This is a genomic window from Paraburkholderia flagellata (assembly GCF_021390645.1).
In the GTDB taxonomy this organism is placed as follows: Bacteria; Pseudomonadota; Gammaproteobacteria; order Burkholderiales; family Burkholderiaceae; genus Paraburkholderia; species Paraburkholderia flagellata.
The window spans coordinates 345,365-363,091 of record NZ_JAJEJT010000002.1 but is presented as its reverse complement, the minus strand read 5'-3'; the positions used below and the strand labels follow the sequence as shown (position 1 = coordinate 363,091).

Sequence of the window (17,727 nt, the reverse complement as noted above, 5' to 3'; positions counted from 1 at the left end):
TACCCACCTCCACTGAATTGGAAAGACCGAAGGTGAACGACCGCTGTACTCTAAGAACGCGACGCTATGGCCTCTATGCGATGACCGGCCGCAATGGGTCGAGCTGAGCCGACCGCGTCGGGCAGCGGTCGGTCATAGTCGGTCATTACCGCCAGCGCGAAATGCCAGTTTCTGAGGCAATCGCGGACGTTGGGCATATGAGATCTGTTCGCCGACGCACCTGATGGATCGGTCAATCGTTCACTGCCACCAGGGGAGAGCTATGACGACGCGTGGAATACACGACGATGCCAAAGGCAACTGCGGCAATTAGCGAAACGAGCAGGACAGTCCACTCGACGGAGGCATAGTTGTTCCCGATCGTCCAGATCAGGGCGGCCGAGATCGGTGCGATCCCCTTTGCGATGTTCGACGGGGCCGAGAGCAACCCGCTGATGGCTCCATACCCCTCGGTCCACATCACGTCCTGCACAATGGTGCCGCGCAGGATCGTCATCGTGCCGTTCGCACCGCCATAGATTAGCGCGAACAGGATCAGGGCAACCGGCGACGCCCCGGCGAATAGCAGTATCGCAACAGAGGCTGGAAACGCAGATGTGATGATCAGGCCAACGATCCTGGGCGACACGTTTCGTCCGGCAGTGAACCACAGAATACGGGCGAGAACCTGCGCCGGACCGATCACCGCCATCGTTGCGAGAATGACGGGCTGCGGTACGTGGCGCTCAACCATTAGAGGTACCAGGTGAAACGTCAGCGCGGCGAAGGTCGCATAGTAGGCGGTAAAGCAGACCGCGAGCGCCCAGAACACGGGCGTGCGGAGCGCACGCCTGACGGCCGCATCGTTCTCTGCCTTGATCTGCGTCTTGTTGACTGTGGGCGCAATGACACTCAGGTCATCGCGTAGCGAGACCCAGTGGATGGGCAGGCAGACACACGCATTGATCGCCGCGAGCGCAAGCAGCGCGTGCCGCCATCCCGTTACGTCCACAAGCCCCTGCGTTAGCGGAATGAATACTGTACTGGCGAAGCCCGCAACGAGCGTCACCAGCGTGATTTTCGTGCGGAAGCTGCTGGGATAGTCCCGGGTCAGAATCGCGAACACCGGATCGTAGAGCGTGGCCGCCATGGACATGCCAAGCCCGACCCAGGCAGCAAAGAGCGTCACCAGGCTTCCCGCCTGCGACCAGAGAACCAGCATGACCGAGGCGAGCAGCGACCCTGCCGTCATCACCACACGGCCATGCCCGTGATCAATCCACTTGCCTACCGGATACGCGGCAAGGCCAGAGACCAGCAGGCCGCATGAGAGCGCTGCATTCGTCGATGCCCGGCTCCATCCCAGTTCCTGCTCCATCGGCACCACGAAGAGCGAGAACGCGTAATAGACCGCGCCCCACGCTACCAGTTGGCCGAAAGCCAGCGCCCAGGTTGCTGTATTGCTCTCTGAATTGCGGTCGGAAGCGAAAGGCTGCATGGATCAGATGCCGCTCTGGTTCACACGCTTCATCAGTTCCTCGGCGCTCTCCTTGCGCTCACTGTAGCGGTCGACCAGATACGGCCCGATATCGCGCGTCAGCAAGGTGAACTTCACGAGTTCTTCCATCACGTCCACGACGCGATCGAAATACGCCGAAGGCTTCATGCGGCCGGCTTCATCGAATTCCATAAACGCCTTGGCCACTGACGACTGGTTCGGGATGGTCAGCATCCGCATCCAGCGTCCGAGCACGCGCATCTGGTTCACCGCATTAAACGACTGGGAACCGCCGCTGACCTGCATCACCGCGAGCGTCTTGCCCTGCGTCGGTCGCACCGCGCCGGACGTTAGCGGAATCCAGTCGATCTGCGACTTCATGATGCCGGTCATCGCGCCGTGGCGCTCCGGCGAGCACCAGACCATGCCCTCCGACCACAGCACCAGTTCGCGCAGCTCAGCCACCTTGGAGTGCGTGTCGGGCGCATCGTCAGGCAGCGGCAGACCACTCGGATTGAACGTGCGGACTTCGGCGCCCATCGCCGTGAGCAGGCGCGCGGCTTCTTCGCTCAGCAGGCGGCTGAACGAGCGCTCGCGCAGCGAACCGTAGAGCAGCAGGATACGGGGTGCATGCGCGGATGCTTTCGTGGCCTGAAGGCGCTGGATGTCGGGTACTCGGAACAGCGCCGCATCGACCTGCGGAAGGTCATTCATAAGATCAGTTACCCGAGCGGACACGCTTGCCCTCCGCATCGATAACCACTTCACCATCCTCTTTCGTGAATGCGCTGCGTTGCGCTTCCGGCAGGATATCCAGCACGACTTCGGAAGGACGGCACAGGCGCACGCCTATCGACGTCACCACGAAGGGACGGTTGATGAGAATGGGGTACGCCATCATCGCGTCGAGCAACTGGTCGTCGGTCAATGCAGGGTTGTCCAGGCGCAGTTCGGCATACGGCGTGCCTTTCTGGCGCAGCACCTCGCGCACGCCCAGCCCCGACTGCGCGATCAGTTCGACCAGCTCCTCGCGCGACGGCGGATGTTTCAGATATTCGACGACGACAGGTTCAATGCCCGCATTGCGGATCATCGCGAGGGTGTTACGCGAGGTGCCGCAGTCCGGGTTGTGATAGATGATGACTTCGTTCATTGCGTTGTTTCCGTTACGTTCAGGCGCACTCGTACCAGTTCTTCGACCGGTTAACGATGCGCACCACGAGCAGCATGACCGGGACTTCGATCAGCACACCTACGACCGTGGCGAGCGCTGCACCCGAGTTGAATCCGAACAGGCCAATTGCGGTGGCGACGGCCAGCTCGAAGAAGTTCGACGCGCCGATCAGTGCAGACGGGCAAGCGATGTTGTGCTTCTCGCCGACCGCGCGATTGAGCCAGTACGCCAGCGCCGAATTGAAGAACACCTGGATCAGGATCGGCACGGCAAGCAGCACGATCACGAGCGGCTGCTTCAGGATGGCCTCGCCCTGGAAGGCGAACAGCAGCACCAGAGTCGCGAGCAACGCCGTGATCGACCACGGGCCGATCTTCGCCATCGCTGCTTCGAACGCGGCCTCGCCACGTGACAGCAGTACCTTGCGCAGGATCTGCGCGAGGATCACCGGAATCACGATATAGAGCACGACCGACGTGAGCAGCGTCGCCCACGGCACCGTGATGGCCGAAATACCGAGCAGGAGGCCGACGAGCGGCGCGAACGCGACCACCAAGATGCTGTCGTTGAGCGCGACCTGTGAGAGCGTAAAGAGCGGATCACCGCCGGTCAGCCGGCTCCAGACAAACACCATCGCCGTGCAGGGTGCAGCGGCCAGCAGGATCAGCCCGGCCACATAGCTGTCGAGCTGCGCGGCGGGCAGCATCGGCGCAAACAGATGCTTGATGAAAAGCCATGCGAGGAACGCCATCGTGAACGGCTTGACGAGCCAGTTGACGACGAGCGTGACGCCAATACCCTTGATGTGCTGACGCACTTCATGCAGCGAGCCGAAGTCGACCTTGACCAGCATCGGAATGATCATCACCCAGATCAGCAGGCCGACCGGCAGATTGACCTGGGCGTATTCCATGCGGCCAATGGCCTGAAAGACACCAGGCAGCACCTGGCCAAGCAGGATGCCAGCGACGATGCAAAGGGCAACCCAGACGGTCAGGTAACGCTCGAAGAAGCTGATGGCCGGCTTCGAAGCGCTTTTGCGCGCAGCGGCGATGTTGGGGGTGTGCATGGGGAATTCGATGGAGAGAGAGTCAGCTTTTCAGAATGCCGTCGAGCGCCTGCTGAAGCTCGGCATTGTCCAGACGGTCCAGGGGCAGCAGAAGCAACTGCAGCATCCGGTAACCGATCGCCTGCCGGGTGAGTTCGAATGCCTGCCGCTTGCCTTCGTCACCGCCTTGCGCGTTCGACGGATCGGCGTAGCCCCAGTGAACCTTGACGGGGCTACCGGGCCAGAACGGACACTGTTCGGCAGCCGCGCTGTCACACACAGTGATGACGATCCGCATCTGCGGTGCGCCGTCCTGCGAAAATTCTTCCCAGCTCTTGCTGCGATAACTCTCGGTCTCGACGCCCGCGTTCGTCAACGTTTCGAGCGCGAACGGATTGATGCGGCCGCTCGGCGCGCTGCCGGCGCTGTATGCGCGTACGTCCTTGCCGAGCCTTTGTGCCCAGCGGTTCAGCATGCCTTCGGATAGGACGCTTCGCGCGGAATTGTGCGTGCACAGAATGAGTACGTTCGTGGTCATGGCAGTGGTCACCTTATTGCTTGCCGATGTCGCTGACGGCCGTGTTCAGGGCCACGGCATCGAGCTTGGCGAGAGGCAGCGAGAGAAACAGTTCGATACGGCGTTTGAGCGTAACGGCAGCATCCCGGATCGCCTGCTGCTTTTGCTCATCAGAACCTTCGACCGCAGCAGGATCGGCGACACCCCAGTGAGCCGTTACCGGCTGCCCCGGCCAGATCGGACACACCTCGCCCGCTGCCTTGTCGCAGACCGTGAACACGAAATCCAGCTTGGGCGAGACATCACGAGAGAATTCATCCCAGTTCTTGCTTCGGAACCCATCTGCTTCGATGCCGAACTTCTGGAGCGCCTGTAGTGCGAGCGGATTGACCTGCCCCGTAGGATGGCTACCTGCGGAATGGGCCTTGAAGCGGTCGGCCCCGTAGTGGTTCATCAGGCCTTCGGCCAGGATCGAGCGGACGGAATTGCCCGTGCAGATGAACAGGACGTTATAGGTCTTGTCGGTCATGAAGGTCTCTCAGCAACAGGCCGGACCGGTCGGTTTGACGGGGATGCCCACAGGTTTGCCACGGGGTGCACAGCAGGCTGATGATTCGGACTGCGAATCGCTCGTCTGACGGCTTTCGCCATACACCGGTGCGCGATCGAGCGTGTGAAAGTGCTCCCAGGCGACTCCCTGCGGATCAACGATCCAGTGCTTGTCACTACGCGAGTAGCAGCAGGTCGTTTCGCCCTGGTCGAGCAGCGTCATGTCCGCTTCCTGTGCACGCTGCGCGAGTTTGGCCAACTCGGCTGCGTCGTCCACCTGAAAACCCAGATGATCGACACCAGGCTGCGAGCCGCGCGTCGAGATCGCAAAGTTCACGCGCGGATCTTCCAGCATCCACTTCGCGTAATCCGTCTCGATGCGCGCAGGCTCTGCGCCGAACAACTTCGAATAGAACGCGACACTGGCCGCGATGTCGTCAACGTGGACGTGGACGTGAAACCGCTTCATGGCTCTTCTCCGTCAGCATTGGCACGAATCTGCGCCGGGCACCAGGCAGGCCTGTCCCTGGCAGCAGTTCTCGGTCAGGAAACCGAGGACTGCGTTCATCTGTTCGTAGGCCGCCCGATAGATCAGGCTGCGCCCGTCGCGCTCCTGCGTGACCAGTCCAGCGTGCATCAACTCCTTCAGGTGAAAGGAGAGTGTCGCGTTGGGCACGTCAAGCTGCGCCGCGATGGTGCCAGGTGTCAGGCCGTCCGGGCCGGCCACGACCAGCATGCGGAACACGCGCAAACGAAGGTCGTGGGCGAGCGCCGCCAGGGCGCGAATGATGTCTTTTTCTTCCATAATTCCAATATATTCGAAACATTGAACGAAGGCAAGGGAATCTGGGTTTGCTCCAGGATCTGGAGATCCTCGTTCTAACGTTGAACGACCGCTTCTGTTCAAAGCGGCTGCTGGGCGGTCTTCGCGTGGTTGTCCGTTTTGGGTCCGAAGAGCAACCAGCCTCGTTCACGTTCAGCGCAAGCGCTACAGCGTGCCGACCAAATACACATACCAACTCGAATTCGGGCAGCGGCACGATGCGACACAAGGCGTCACTGCGGGGCCGTACAATCGGCGGCGTCTACAACATCCGCCCGCGCATACTGGGACGCAGGGCGGCTTAGAACCACGAGACCCGCGCATGACCACTTACCTCTACCACGAGCAGACATCCGACTCGCCTGCAGCCTTTCAGCCAATCGCGCTGACCGCCGGAAACGGTCACAACGAACGCTGGCTGCAAGAGCGGATTTTTGAGCTACCTGCGCTGCTGCCCATGACCGAGATGTTCGGCTACGGCGAGAGCTTCGTGCCGCTCTGCCGCGAGCTTCCACTGCGTTATGGCTCCTCGAGCGTCTTCCTGGACATCCTGGGCGTTTCGGCGACTGGCCGACTCGTGCTCGTCGAATGCAAGTTGTGGCGCAACCCCGAAGCTCGCCGCGAGGTCATTGCGCAGTTGTTCGAATATGCATCATTGCTTTCCGAGTGGACGTATTCCGACCTTGAAGCGCGTCTCAAGAAGGCTCGTGGCCTGACTGGCGAAAACCCCATATTCGCCGCGGTTAAGGCCGTGCATCCCGAACTGAACGAGGGAGCTTTCGTCGACTCTGTCAACTGGTCGCTCGAGCGCGGTGACTTCCTTTGCGCCATCGCAGGCGACGGCATTCGTAGCGACTTGCAGTCGTTGCGCCGGTTGCTCGCCGCGCAGGGCGGTGTGCTGTCTCAACTCGCGCTCGTCGAAATCCGCACGTATCGCGATACGGCTGGGCGCACGCTTCTCGTGCCGTCCGTGCCGTTGCACACCGAAGTCGTGCAACGCGAGGTGCTCGTGCGCCCCGACGGCGTGCCGCTTGAGCGCACAACTCCGCTTGATGAAGTGGCGCCAGCGCAGGAGTCCACGGTTCAACCGAAGGCGGTTAGCGCGTCAAAGCTCCAAAATCGCGCGTTCTGGGACAAATTCATTGAGCAGGTGAAGTTCGACCACCCGGACCAGGCGCCGCCCCGACACGGCGGGAACAACTTCGTCCGCCTAGACCTACCGGGCCCCGTGCAAGGGCTCGTCGCCTACCGGGAGCAGCCGTTGAAGGCGGGCCTCTTCGTCAAGTTCCTGGGCGCGGACGGGCGGGAAGCGTTGCAAGCGCTCATTGAGGACCAGGCAGCGCTAGAACAGGAAGTCGGACAGCCAATTCGATTCAAAATCAACGAAGGACAGGATGCGGAGCGGGTAGCGGGACTCCTCGGCGTTCAGTTCGAAGCGCAAGAAGATGGGGCTGCGCGAGATGCCGAGCAGCTCGCATGGCTGCTGCGCACCTGCAACGCCCTGGTGAATGCACTTCGGCTCCGCCTGGGCGGTACGGGTCGCTAGAGCCCCGCCTCCTTGGTGGATCGGCAACTTGATGTCCGCGGTCATTAAGGTTTATTCGATGCCTGCCATTGGCGGCACGAATGTGCATGCCTCCGCGCGTGTCGGCCGGCGTCGAACAACCTTAACGACTTATGCCTTTCGCATCGCGCGTAGACCGTAACGAGCGTCGCGCTCGGCCGTCGGGCTCTGGTCGGCCAAGAGCGGCCGGTCGCAAGCAACGCGCGATTGTCAACGGCAGGAAGGATGGCCCCCGCTACAGAGCCTGAAGAAGGCCGATGCAGTCGCTACCCCTTAGGGTGGTGCTGTGAAGGGCGAGCGCCCGATCCGAAAGGGCGGAGATCCGCTGACCGTTCGGTGTAGAGCTCGGTTGCGCGCGCTTCGCTTTGCGCGCAGGCGTAGGTTCCTTCATGCTCCGGGGGGAGCTCCCGTTTCTTTCGCGGGGGCTTCACCGTGATCGCGACCCCTGCGGAGCGCTTTGCTTATTTCTCCGGGCTGGGCTCCGGCGCCTGCTCGCTCAGAATCTGAAGCAGTGCCAAGACAACCCGCGGGGCCCCGCGGAAGCCTTCGTAGCCCTCGTGCTCCTGTACGGAGTTCATGGCATCCAGAGCGCGGTACGCCGGACCATCGCCGTCGAAAAGTACGGCTTCGATGGCATCAATGTTGATCACTAGCGCTTTCGTGCCCCTCTCCTTCCCTGCCTGGTAGCGCTCGAGTGCGTCGGTCCAGTATGGGTTTTGGGACCAATGTTGTGTCACTGCATTCTCCTAAATAGTGGCCAGAACATCGGGGCGCGGTTGTAGGCAGAGAGGTGCTCGTCTATTGTCCACACATACACGCGGGGCCTTCTTATATAGCTCGCAGCGGCGCTCCCAGTCATGAATAATCGAGACATCACCCGGTCCACTGCCTTGGGTAGCGTGGCCAGGGAATCGAGACAGCCAGCCCAGCAACTCCTCGGGCGTCAAAAACGATAATGGCTTGAACGGAATCTTTCCTTCGAGCGCGAGTTTAACTTGTTTCACAAAGTTCTCTGCGCACGACCTCCGCGGTCTCCCGCTTGCGATTTGCCCGATATAGTTTGCCGTCTCCATCGCCGCGCTTTTATAGTGGCTCTTTTCCCGTGCCGATTTGTGCCTGCCTTTCCGAGTGAAGGGCTTCCAGAAAAGCGCGCTCCTTCTTAGTGTGCTTCCACCCTACCAAATCTCCGCAGACGAAAAGCCCCAGCGCCCGGTCGATAGGAATGTAGTCCGGTAGCCCGGTCGCGTTGGCTTTGTTCTCTTCGGGCGTCATTAGCACCGTCTCATCGTTCCGAAGGAAGTACTCAAAGAACTCTTCCAGCTCCATTGGCTTATCTCTGCCGAAGACTGCCTTTGCAGTATCCGCCCGGCTCTGCCGATGTCCTCGGTGAATTCTCTGGCTTCCGGTCTTAAAGCCGTTTGCCGCGAAGACTTCGAGGGCTCTTGGCGTAATGCCGATCACCTGCCAACTCCAAGGTTGCCCGGCCATCATTGTGGTTAGCAGGCGAGTGGCATAGCTCTGCGGATAGAGGCCCGTCTTAATCTCTTTGAAACTTGCAACGTAGAGGTTGTGGAGAGATCGCCGGAGTTTGCCGTTGGTCAGTATGTCGGTCATCCCACTATTTCCCTGCATATTGGCGACTTGACAGTCGATTATGCGCAAGGGGTTGGCGGAGGGCAATAGCGGCCAGGGGCAGGGGGCGATAGTCTCGCAGAGACCCTGCCGCTCAAGTCACCTTGCGCAAGACGGTCTTGTAGACGCTGTCGGTGGCGGTGATGACCTCGCCCACCAGGTGTTCGCGCTGCGAAGCGTCCTTCACATTGCATGCGCGGGTCTTTGCCGTCCCGCGCCACGATCTTGTCGCGCAATCGCAGGATTGCACCGTGGAGGTCGTGCACGTCACCCGTCCAGCGTGTCTCGTCGTCATCGTCCTCGTCGCCGATTTTCCGGTCGATCACGGCGTAGTCACGTGGGCCGGGCGCTTTCGCGTAGTGAGCGTCCGGCGCATCGAACGGATCCGTCATATCCGCCGCCACTGCCCTACCTGGCACTATCCGCAAGGCCAGTCGTTTGACCAGCCTCCACACGACCCCGAGCGCCACCCACGCCATTCCGTCAATTCGCCATTTCTCCCATTCACCCTTCATTTTGCCCTCCATCAAACTTCCAACCAATTCCCGTTGAAATGGTAGGGCGAATCAGTTATGGAAACGTGCGGTAGTAGAGCGCAGCGGTCTAAATGTCGCATCTTTGGTGAGACGCGGCATGGTGGTGCCGGCGCCAAACATGCTTATTCTCACGGCCACAATCGTGATCGCCGCCGTGGCGATTTGGGGCATCTGCGCGCGTTTGCGCCGGCGCACTGACTGACGCCAGGACGCGCCATTTCGGCGTCCCGGTCGCACGGGCCCGCCACGCTGCCGGGCCTTTTCGCTTCTGCATCCGGATGCAGAAGAACTGGCGGGGTCGGCCCGGGAAGACGACGCGGGAAGTTCCGTGAACAACCGGGCTGACGGCAAGGTCCATGTGCCGGGTTCGTCGACCGGTCGCGAAAGATTCGACGACACGCGCCTATAGCCGACAAGCAACCACCGTCAGCCGAAATCTGCGAAATCCCCTGCGGTCAGTTCACTGCATCCGTTCAACATGTCCGATGCAAGCGAGCGTTTGCGGGCCAACAGTTCATCCAGTCGCACATCGAAACTCGGAAACGCATCACTCACCACGCCAGGGTAGTAGATAGTGACGGTGCGCTTCTGTCCGATGCGATAAGCCCGCGCGGTTGCCTGATCTTCCTTTGCCGGATTCCACGTTCGCGTGAAATGGATAACGTGATTGGCCGCCTGAATATTGACGCCAAAACCCACCGCCAGGGGCGACAGGATGATCACGTTGAACCCCACACGTACCTGGAACGCGTCGATCAATTCCTGCCTGTTACCCGTCAGACGCGGATCGGCAGACGTATCGCCGTTTACGATGGCAGGCGCAAATCCGAAAAGCGCCGCAATGACACGCTGCAATGCCAGCTGCAATTCGCGGAACTCGCAAAACACGATCACCTTATGATCACCTGCGTCGTCGTCCGCCAAGGACTTCAGCGTCCTGGCCAGCCACCCCATCTTGGGTGACTCATCGAGCAGTCGTTTGATCGGGACTTCGCGCGTATCGGGTTCGGCAAAGCCGTGAGGGTCAGTGCAGATCTTGCGGATTGACAGAAGCGCCTGCAATTGCGCGGACGGGTTAGTCTCTCGCTCTTCTCTCAATTTCGCCAGCGCGCCCTGATAGTGACGCTGCTGATAGGGCGACATCGGCAGTGTTTTGCACTCGACGTCTTCCACTGGAACGGGCAGCTCCTTCGCGACGTCATTCTTCTTGCGATGGAGTATCTGCGGCTGGATCACGGCGCGCAGCTCGTCGACTTTCGCCCTTTGCTCATCGGTCTTCGCTTCGATCGGGCGACGGTAATTGCGCGAAAATTGATTGAGCGCACCCAGCATCCCTGGCTGAACGAAGTCGAACAAACACCACAGATCGGCGAGCGTATTCTCGACGGGCGTTCCAGTGCATGCGATCCGAAAGCGTACCTTTTGCTTCTTCGCCGAGCGAGTGACAAGCGCGGTGGGGTTCTTGATCTTCTGGGCTTCGTCGCAAACCATGATCGACCACGGCTCGCGCGCAAGCGCGAACTCCACATCCCGCATGGTTTCGTACGTAGTCAGGACAAGTCGCGCATCGCCAATCCAGTTGCGTTTCAACAGTCGTGTGACACCGTGCGACGCGAGGTCTTCGTCGATCTCATGGTTGCTCACACGCAGCGACCTGAGCGTCGCGCCATACAGCAGCAGCAACGGCAGTGTTCCCGGCTTGAAAAACCGGTTCAACTCGTTGCGCCAGTTTTCGAGCAAGGCGACGGGGGCGACCACGAGCGCTGGAGGCAGCAACGGATCGGCCTCGAAACTCGAAACCATAAACGTGAGCAACTGGAGCGTCTTGCCCAGCCCCATGTCATCGGCCAGCACCGTTCCGCGGCAGCTATGCGGCGACGCGTCCCAGAGATGCTGAAGCCAGGCAACGCCCAACTCCTGATGCGGTTTCAGTTCGATACCGTCCGCAAGACCATGCGGAATGACGGGCTTGCGGTCAGGCGGCAGTTGCAGTGCGCCCGCCCGGCTTTCTGTATAGTCGATGTCCTCGACGTTGCGCTTGATGATGAGGCGCTGCTGTGGCGCAGGTACTGAATCAGACGCAGAGGGATGAAACGCGCCGCGCTTCAGCTCCGCGCTTGCCTGCGCGAGAACGTGAAGCGCATGCCGCGCGTCGTCGAGCGGAACGGGTCGGTTCAGCCCGGGCAACTGAACCTGATGTACGCCTTGCGCCTCGGCAGCGGCGACGGACTCCCGTAACGAAGGGATCTCATCAAACTGCAGTGGCACGTAATGCGATGCGCCGTTGCCGGCATCGTTGATACGCAAACCGACGGTAGCATTGCTCTCAAACCAGCCGGCTCCTTCGTCATTTCTCGCGATGACGGGAACCGCAAAGGGTTTCTCGACCCCGATCGCTTCAATGCGCTCCGAATAGTGGTTTAGGTCGAGCACCTCCGAGGCCGTCCATAACACAGGATTCTTCCACTCGCGTAACCAGCCTTCGAGCGCGAGCAGATGATCCTGCGTATCCCCGACGATCTCGAATTCGTGCCGCCCCCATGTCACACACTGTGAACCGTCCGCGAGCGCGCGATCCAGCTTGCCGACGAAGCGTTCCAGTTCTTCAGACGATGCGATCCAGCATGTTGCGGACTCGGCATTCCTGGCATCAAGCGACTCAACGAGTAGTGCGACCCGCACCACTTCGTTGCGGCTTCCGCGTTCGACGTTCGGCATGAACGACTGGAAGCGGATACCGGCGTCGTCACGTGCTGCCTCGAACTGGTCGGCATCGAGCACAGCTTCGGCGCAATCTCCGAGCACTGCAAAAGGATTGCGTACGAAGGCCTGCGCACGTGCTCCCGCCACCCGCCTTCCGGGCATCCGCTTGATTTCGGCGAGTACTGCCCTGACTTCGGGTGTCGGCACGACGCGCACGAGCGCGGGTCCGTCAGGCACCTCATAAGTCTCCTGTAGCGGCAAGCGGTCAAATAGCGCAAGCCAGCCTGCCGGTGCATCGTCAAACCCGGGTGCTACTTCGAGTACCGAAGCGTCCCCCTCGCCCCTACGATCCAGCGACATTCTCAGGCGCTCAGGCGTCAGGATGACAGTCCGCGACACATAGTTGGATACCAGGCACCCGCTCGAGATCGCGAGCTTTCTCGCGCGTCCGAATATCTGTTGCTTGAACGCCTGAGTGCGATCGACCGCAGGGGTTGCGTGAAAGCGCCCCAGCTCGTCGAGTAGTTCGCTTACCGGTTCCGGCAGGAGCGAACACGACACGCCCACTTGCAATGTCTTACCGACGAGGCGCGCTGCCGGGCGCAATGCGCGGCCCTGTGTATCGACCCATTCGTCTATATGAATCGAAAAGCCCGGATCAGACAGCGCGCCAGTTGTCGCCAATCTCGGACGGGCCTCGGACTCCGCCGGGATACCGAGCGGCGATCTGAAAGATACATAATCCGGGTGCTTCAGCATTGCGTAGACGTGCTGCCATGACAACATCACTGCGTCGTCTACTGCTGCCCCAAATCCATCGAGTGTGATCTGCGCAAGTCGCGCACCAAGCTCGGCGCAATCGGGAAAATCGTACGGCGAAGCGAGCCATTGCCGGGCGTTTGGCGTTGGCGCGGCGTAGCGCATGCCGTCAACGGTAATCGAAATGCGCTCCACGCGTGTAACTGTAGACGCGTTATCAGACGGTCGCCGAATCAGCTTCCCAAACATCTGTTTTTCCTCTATTTGAGCGAGAATCCGTGACCAGGTTTAAACACAAACCCGGCATTTTCGAGACGCCTCGTGAGGTCCGGAAAACGGCCGCGATCCGTAAGCAACACCCAGAGAGCACCGTTCTTCGCACGGTTGTCCTCCCATTCGATACCCTTTTGAATGCACATGAGCGATATCATTCGCAACTCGTCACTAGGTGCACTCGTGACGCTGTCGCATGAGGTTTGCAATACCGGAGGCACTGCCGGACTCGCTTCATTTGTCTGCAATTTTCCTTTCGACGCCGGGACTGCCCGAAGAAGTTGAGCCAGCTTCTGGTCGAAGCCCGGCCCCCAGTTCCCGTTGTGCGACATTCGTGTCTCATCCACCCTTTGCTTGAGTTCGTAAATGGTGAACCGGGAGGCATCCAGCGACTTACGGAAATCCGAGGCTGCAAAAACATAGCAAGCGTTACCTGTGACGCCGAATTCGATCACCAGCAATGGCCCGATTCGCATGATGAACGCATTGTTTGCATTATCACCGTCTATTAAAATTCGATCACGTCCAGCCATCCGCTTGCGCAGTTCGAGAAACTGCGTGCTCCGGTTCCTGCGAGCGTCCTCGCCGAGTACGAACCACATGTCCGATATCTGCGGTTCCCATTTGAGCCAATAGTTGAGCCGCCGAAGGTCCGCCGCGCCATCCTTTGCCAGCAATTCGAAGAAATCTTTAATAAGGCGGCGCTTGAGCCAGCCTTCGACCATCGTGCGAGCTGGCTCGTGATTGACGCGAGATTGCCACGCAGTGGGATCCATCCACGGATTCCCGATCAGCGAAACGCATGTATCGCGCAATCGTTCGTCCTCGACACGGTCCGCGCAGCTTGAGTATCGCTTGACGACAGTCGCCGTGGCTCGAACGGCAAGAAGATGCGGAAGCCTGAAATCGGTTTCCCCGTTCACCACCCGAAGCACATCACGCAACGCCTGTTTGAATGGAGCCTCGTCCATTTCGCAGACAGCAACAACGTACGCCATCAGAACTTCTTCCCAGACCCATGAATCCGATGGAATACCAAGGCCATCGAACAGTTGCCTCAATTCGTCCGTCCGCCGATCGATGAGGCTTTTGGCGTAACGGACGCACGGGTTGGCAGTCAGCAGATTCGCGTGTACATGCAGCGTCTGGAGCCAGTCCGGCACGAATCCGCGACGCTGAGCGGCGCTATGCGTCGGTGCCAGCCGCTCGTGAAGGAAGGCTCGCAAATGGACCCAGTTGTCGAGCCCGGGTGCCGCGCTGCCCGAGCGCCGGTCGTAGCTGAAATACCCGTGCAGCAGCCCTTGATAGCAGCGGCGGAACCGCGAGGGCTCGATTTCGCGTTGTTCCACGAGCCGTAGCAAAACATCGAATAGCACACGTTTGTCGATCACACGTGAGCCGCGTTCGTCAAACGGCACTGTTACGCCAAACGAAACATATTTCAGGTCGGTGAACGAGCTGGAGACCCCGCTCGCCGCGAAGGCGCTCAGAGCCCTTCTAAGCTGGTCCGAAGAAACATCGACGATCTTCCCGCCGCCAAGTTCGCGCCTGATCCTGCGCAGCGCTTCGGACATCGCGTGTGGATTTCCCCACTCGACACGGTGTGCTTGCAGATGGCCGAGCAGAGCCTGGCGCAACTGCTGACGCATCGAGTTCAACGGTCTATGATCGGGCATCGCTCTTTCACGTCCAGTGATTGATCAAGCAAGGTCGCGTCGGTTTCGGCCGCGGGATGGGCAGCCTCGTCCTTGCGCTCCTGCCGCGACTTGAACTCGAGCTTGAATTCAATTCGGCGGCTGTCCTCGGCTGTTGGGCGCAACGAGTTGAAGGATGCGCCGCCAACAAAAAAGTGTGTCGCCACCAGTTGCCGGTCGGCTTGCGACAACGCCGGTTCGCCATTACCTGGGTCCCGCAGCAGTTCGCACAAAACCCGTTCGCTTCGCTCCAGACTGAGATTCAGATTGAACAGGTACTTGCCACTCTGACTGGCGTAACCCTCGACCACAGCGCGTTTGAACCATATCTTTCCTGCTTCGCTCGTACGCAGTTGTTCAATCAGACGCGGCGTAAATTGCCTCAGCAGCTCGCGCTGTGGCGATGACAGCGTATTCTGGCCTTCGCGCTCGAATCTGCCGCGTGGCCCAAAATCAATAGTCGTACCGATGACGCGCACGCCTTCGAACTGATTCGCCACTCGCTCGACTTCCGCCATGAGCACGTGGATCTGCTCGGCACGCAATTTCTCTTCGCGATCCGCCTCTGAAACGGTTTTCGTCACGGCGAGCAATGCGACGCTCAGCGCGACAAGGAACAACACCATCAGTGCCGTCATCAGGTCGGAAAATGAAATCCAGAATGGCTTCTCGCCCTCGTCCCGCCCACGTTTGGACGTCGCGACTCTAATCCCTAACATCCTCAACCCCAATCGTCATTCATGCCGCTGTCGGGAGATTCTCAAGCGCGTCACCCAGGTCCTGGATCGCACTCTTGAGCAGCCCTGTAGCTTGCGAAAGCTCCGTGTGGAATGCACTGTTCCCCTCTCGCAGCGTCTTGGTGATCTGATCGGAGAACTCCTGATGTACTTCGACGAGGTCGCTGGTCAAATTGTCGAGATACGCGTTGGTTGCGTCTTGCGCGTTGCGCAATCTGGTGCTCGCCGTGTCCAGCGCATTGACGAGTTCCTTCGTCATCGCGGCCTCGCGGCTTGCATTTTCAACAACACTCTCCAGCTTGCCGACCATGCTCGCCAACGAGTCACGCACCATCTTCTGGTCACTCAAGGTCTGCTGAACGGCTGCGAGCGAGGAATTGAGCGGGCCCGCAGCAACGTAGAGCTTTTCCGTTGCGCCAACGACGCCGTCGCTTGCCGATTTCATCGCCTCGAGATTCTCGGCAAGCCGGATCGACGCGCCATGCAGGCGCTCAGCGCCACCGTTCATGCGCTCGATGCTGCTGTTCGTTGCAGACTGCAACTGCGCGATCGCGTCATGCATCGCGGTGCCCGTGTGTTGCACGGAATCGGCAAGCCGATCAATCTGGCTGGACTGTTTGCCGAGCAGGTCGGCTGTCTGTTCCGCGAGCACGGCCTGGCGCTTGCCATGTTCCTCGTGCGCAAGGGCGCTTTGCTGCGACAGAGAATCGATCAGCGCCTCCGCCTTGTCGCCGAGTTCGCCGATCAGGCGCGCGGACACTTGGGCCGTCTCGCCTTGCCCCTTCAATGCGCTCGCCTGTACCTGTTCGATCCACACTCGCATCTGCTCGTTCGTTTCCTCCTGACGCGCAACTATTTCAGACTGTGACGTCTGCGATTGATCGCGAAGCCCGTTAACTAAAGCGGACGCGCTCTCGCTCAGTTCGCGCATCATGTTTCTGGTGAGATCTGCCGACTCGGCCTGACCGCTTGCCACATGCTCCTTGAGGCTGTCGACAAACGCCCGCATCTGTTCATTCGCTTCTGCCTGACGGGATTGCATTTGCAGAAGCGCATCATCCATACGCTTCGCCATCGCATCGGCGGCGCCCGCGCCCGCCTGTTGAATCTGTCCTGCTAGCGATTCAAACCGCTGTGATGCGCCCTCGATCGTGCTCGCTGTTTTGACCAGCATGTCGTTCATGCCTCGCAGCTGCGAACCGAACATGTTTTCCATCTGCGAGCTGAAGCTCGCCAGAACGTCAGTCAATAATCGATTGACCGCCTCTCCCTGACTGTTTCCGACCGACTGGACAGCGTGAGAGATGCGTTCCAGTGGCTCCGCCAACCCCTCCGCAAGGCTGTTCGTAATCGACTGGCCGAGTTGCGCGCTCGTCGAGGTGATCGTCGCGATCTGCTGTTGTGTTAGTTCACTCAGTACCTGTTTAAGGTCGGTGACCAGCGACTCCTTCATTTGCATCGCCTGGGTCGCCGACGTTTCCGACGCTTCGACTAGACGTTGCAGGTATTCTTCGCCAGCGCCCGAGTCGAACAGGCTGTCGATCAGGCCGCAGAATGTGTCTAGCTGTGTGTATCGGCGGTTGATGAGAATCTTCTCAATCGTGGTGGTCAGCATCGCTCCGAAAATGGCGATACCCGAAACAACAAATGCGCCCGCAACACTGGAAATCAGCGATTCGAGACTGTTCCGTACGATATTCGGATCTTCCGAAACCTTGAATCCCTGGAGACCGATAATGAGTCCGGTGAAGGTCCCTATAATACCGACGCCGGTCAGAATGCCCGGAAGATGTTTATAAAACTCTGTTCGAAGCGGTGCTTCGATCAACGCCTTTTCAGTGAAGAAGCTATCCGCAGTCGCCGTTGCGCGCCATCGCTTGACTTCCAGCATTCCTGACGGGTTCAACTCCTTTTGACCGTGCAACGTATCGCGATACTCTGCCCAGCAGTGTCGCAGTGCGTCGCTAGCGAATACCTGATCGTCAATCTGATCCGGCGAAAAGGCCGTGCCGTCCGCCTTAAGCGCCGCAAGTTTTTGGTATGCACGAGTCAGGTCACGACCAACGCGCCAGCTCGGCACCAGGAACTGCTGCACGAAGAAAAAAAGAGCGCACAGCAGAATCGCGCCGATGCCCCAGTGCACTGCCGACAATGCGATACTTAAAGAAGCGGAACTCATGAGGTTTTTAATCTCGTTAGTGGAGGGGACTGAATCCTCGCGCGCAGAGATTATTCCGAATC

The 17,727-nt window shown here is 59.7% G+C and carries 16 protein-coding genes; 2 read left to right on the top strand and 14 right to left on the bottom strand.

The genetic code is table 11. The features are described 5' to 3' along the window. Positions 1 to 232 precede the first annotated feature (232 nt). The 8 genes from L0U83_RS16035 to L0U83_RS16000 are packed head-to-tail and all read right to left on the bottom strand — an operon-like array spanning position 233 to position 5,570. Positions 233 to 1,477 (bottom strand): MFS transporter, encoded by a 1,245-nt coding sequence (locus tag L0U83_RS16035; protein ID WP_233884573.1) that lies wholly within the window; start codon positions 1,475 to 1,477, stop codon positions 233 to 235. A gap of 3 nt (positions 1,478 to 1,480) precedes the next feature. Next, positions 1,481 to 2,230 (bottom strand): arsenical resistance protein ArsH, encoded by a 750-nt coding sequence (gene arsH, locus L0U83_RS16030; protein ID WP_233884572.1) that lies wholly within the window; start codon positions 2,228 to 2,230, stop codon positions 1,481 to 1,483. After that, positions 2,196 to 2,630: an arsenate reductase (glutaredoxin) gene (gene arsC / locus L0U83_RS16025; protein ID WP_233884571.1), complete on the bottom strand. Its 435-nt coding sequence runs from the start codon at positions 2,628 to 2,630 to the stop codon at positions 2,196 to 2,198. Before arsC ends, arsH begins: the two co-directional genes overlap by 35 nt. Positions 2,631 to 2,649: 19 nt before the next feature. Beyond that, the gene (gene arsB, locus L0U83_RS16020; protein ID WP_233884570.1) at positions 2,650 to 3,720 is read right to left on the bottom strand and encodes an ACR3 family arsenite efflux transporter; all 1,071 of its coding nucleotides are present in this window, start codon (positions 3,718 to 3,720) and stop codon (positions 2,650 to 2,652) included. 22 nt (positions 3,721 to 3,742) lie between these two features. Continuing rightward, positions 3,743 to 4,237, bottom strand: coding sequence for an arsenate reductase ArsC (locus L0U83_RS16015; protein WP_233884569.1), 495 nt, complete (start codon positions 4,235 to 4,237; stop codon positions 3,743 to 3,745). 13 nt (positions 4,238 to 4,250) lie between these two features. Further along, positions 4,251 to 4,745, bottom strand: a complete 495-nt coding sequence (locus L0U83_RS16010) for an arsenate reductase ArsC (protein WP_233884568.1) — start codon at positions 4,743 to 4,745, stop codon at positions 4,251 to 4,253. A 9-nt stretch (positions 4,746 to 4,754) separates the two neighbouring features. Beyond that, on the bottom strand, positions 4,755 to 5,234 hold the full coding sequence (locus L0U83_RS16005; RefSeq protein WP_233884566.1) for an ArsI/CadI family heavy metal resistance metalloenzyme: 480 nt from the start codon (positions 5,232 to 5,234) through the stop codon (positions 4,755 to 4,757). A 12-nt stretch (positions 5,235 to 5,246) separates the two neighbouring features. Then, the gene (locus tag L0U83_RS16000; RefSeq protein WP_233884562.1) at positions 5,247 to 5,570 is read right to left on the bottom strand and encodes an ArsR/SmtB family transcription factor; all 324 of its coding nucleotides are present in this window, start codon (positions 5,568 to 5,570) and stop codon (positions 5,247 to 5,249) included. Positions 5,571 to 5,910: 340 nt separating this feature from the next. On the opposite strand from L0U83_RS16000, the gene L0U83_RS15995 reads away from it, so the two are divergent. Beyond that, entirely contained in the window at positions 5,911 to 7,134 is a 1,224-nt protein-coding gene (locus L0U83_RS15995; protein WP_233884561.1) for a PDDEXK family nuclease, read from the top strand. Positions 7,135 to 7,613: 479 nt separating this feature from the next. On the opposite strand, the gene L0U83_RS15990 is transcribed toward L0U83_RS15995, so the two are convergent. Together L0U83_RS15990 and L0U83_RS15985 are read right to left on the bottom strand one after the other, a co-directional pair. After that, positions 7,614 to 7,802, bottom strand: a complete 189-nt coding sequence (locus L0U83_RS15990) for a hypothetical protein (protein WP_233884560.1) — start codon at positions 7,800 to 7,802, stop codon at positions 7,614 to 7,616. 433 nt (positions 7,803 to 8,235) lie between these two features. Beyond that, positions 8,236 to 8,766, bottom strand: a complete 531-nt coding sequence (locus tag L0U83_RS15985; protein WP_233884558.1) for a hypothetical protein — start codon at positions 8,764 to 8,766, stop codon at positions 8,236 to 8,238. Between the two features lie 161 nt (positions 8,767 to 8,927). Here L0U83_RS15985 and L0U83_RS15980 point away from each other — a divergent pair, with 161 nt between their 5' ends. Continuing rightward, complete coding sequence (locus tag L0U83_RS15980) at positions 8,928 to 9,344, top strand: hypothetical protein (RefSeq protein WP_233884557.1); 417 nt, start codon at positions 8,928 to 8,930, stop codon at positions 9,342 to 9,344. A gap of 402 nt (positions 9,345 to 9,746) precedes the next feature. On the opposite strand, the gene L0U83_RS15975 is transcribed toward L0U83_RS15980, so the two are convergent. From L0U83_RS15975 to zorA, 4 genes are read right to left on the bottom strand one after another with little or no spacing between them, the layout of a single operon-like run. After that, positions 9,747 to 13,031, bottom strand: coding sequence for a DEAD/DEAH box helicase (locus tag L0U83_RS15975; protein WP_233884556.1), 3,285 nt, complete (start codon positions 13,029 to 13,031; stop codon positions 9,747 to 9,749). Between the two features lie 11 nt (positions 13,032 to 13,042). Further along, positions 13,043 to 14,704 carry an EH signature domain-containing protein gene (locus tag L0U83_RS15970; RefSeq protein WP_233884555.1) on the bottom strand — a complete coding sequence of 554 codons (1,662 nt, stop codon included), beginning with the start codon at positions 14,702 to 14,704 and terminating at the stop codon, positions 13,043 to 13,045. A gap of 5 nt (positions 14,705 to 14,709) precedes the next feature. Then, positions 14,710 to 15,468 (bottom strand): flagellar motor protein MotB, encoded by a 759-nt coding sequence (locus tag L0U83_RS15965; protein ID WP_233884554.1) that lies wholly within the window; start codon positions 15,466 to 15,468, stop codon positions 14,710 to 14,712. A gap of 19 nt (positions 15,469 to 15,487) precedes the next feature. Then, a complete protein-coding gene (gene zorA / locus L0U83_RS15960) occupies positions 15,488 to 17,665 on the bottom strand; it encodes an anti-phage ZorAB system protein ZorA (RefSeq protein ID WP_233884553.1) in 2,178 nt (725 codons plus the stop codon). Positions 17,666 to 17,727: the final 62 nt, after the last annotated feature.

What these genes read in the sequence shown, in the direction of transcription:
- L0U83_RS16005 (WP_233884566.1), bottom strand. Translation starts at nt 5,234, where the DNA reads ATGAAGCGGTTTCACGTCCACGTCCACGTTGACGACATCGCGGCCAGT.
- L0U83_RS16035 (WP_233884573.1), bottom strand. Translation starts at nt 1,477, where the DNA reads ATGCAGCCTTTCGCTTCCGACCGCAATTCAGAGAGCAATACAGCAACC.
- L0U83_RS15995 (WP_233884561.1), top strand. Translation starts at nt 5,911, where the DNA reads ATGACCACTTACCTCTACCACGAGCAGACATCCGACTCGCCTGCAGCC.
- L0U83_RS16010 (WP_233884568.1), bottom strand. Translation starts at nt 4,745, where the DNA reads ATGACCGACAAGACCTATAACGTCCTGTTCATCTGCACGGGCAATTCC.
- L0U83_RS15985 (WP_233884558.1), bottom strand. Translation starts at nt 8,766, where the DNA reads ATGACCGACATACTGACCAACGGCAAACTCCGGCGATCTCTCCACAAC.
- L0U83_RS16015 (WP_233884569.1), bottom strand. Translation starts at nt 4,237, where the DNA reads ATGACCACGAACGTACTCATTCTGTGCACGCACAATTCCGCGCGAAGC.
- L0U83_RS15975 (WP_233884556.1), bottom strand. Translation starts at nt 13,031, where the DNA reads ATGTTTGGGAAGCTGATTCGGCGACCGTCTGATAACGCGTCTACAGTT.
- zorA (WP_233884553.1), bottom strand. Translation starts at nt 17,665, where the DNA reads ATGAGTTCCGCTTCTTTAAGTATCGCATTGTCGGCAGTGCACTGGGGC.
- arsH (WP_233884572.1), bottom strand. Translation starts at nt 2,230, where the DNA reads ATGCGGAGGGCAAGCGTGTCCGCTCGGGTAACTGATCTTATGAATGAC.
- L0U83_RS15980 (WP_233884557.1), top strand. Translation starts at nt 8,928, where the DNA reads ATGACCTCGCCCACCAGGTGTTCGCGCTGCGAAGCGTCCTTCACATTG.
- arsC (WP_233884571.1), bottom strand. Translation starts at nt 2,630, where the DNA reads ATGAACGAAGTCATCATCTATCACAACCCGGACTGCGGCACCTCGCGT.
- arsB (WP_233884570.1), bottom strand. Translation starts at nt 3,720, where the DNA reads ATGCACACCCCCAACATCGCCGCTGCGCGCAAAAGCGCTTCGAAGCCG.
- L0U83_RS15965 (WP_233884554.1), bottom strand. Translation starts at nt 15,468, where the DNA reads ATGTTAGGGATTAGAGTCGCGACGTCCAAACGTGGGCGGGACGAGGGC.
- L0U83_RS15970 (WP_233884555.1), bottom strand. Translation starts at nt 14,704, where the DNA reads ATGCGTCAGCAGTTGCGCCAGGCTCTGCTCGGCCATCTGCAAGCACAC.
- L0U83_RS16000 (WP_233884562.1), bottom strand. Translation starts at nt 5,570, where the DNA reads ATGGAAGAAAAAGACATCATTCGCGCCCTGGCGGCGCTCGCCCACGAC.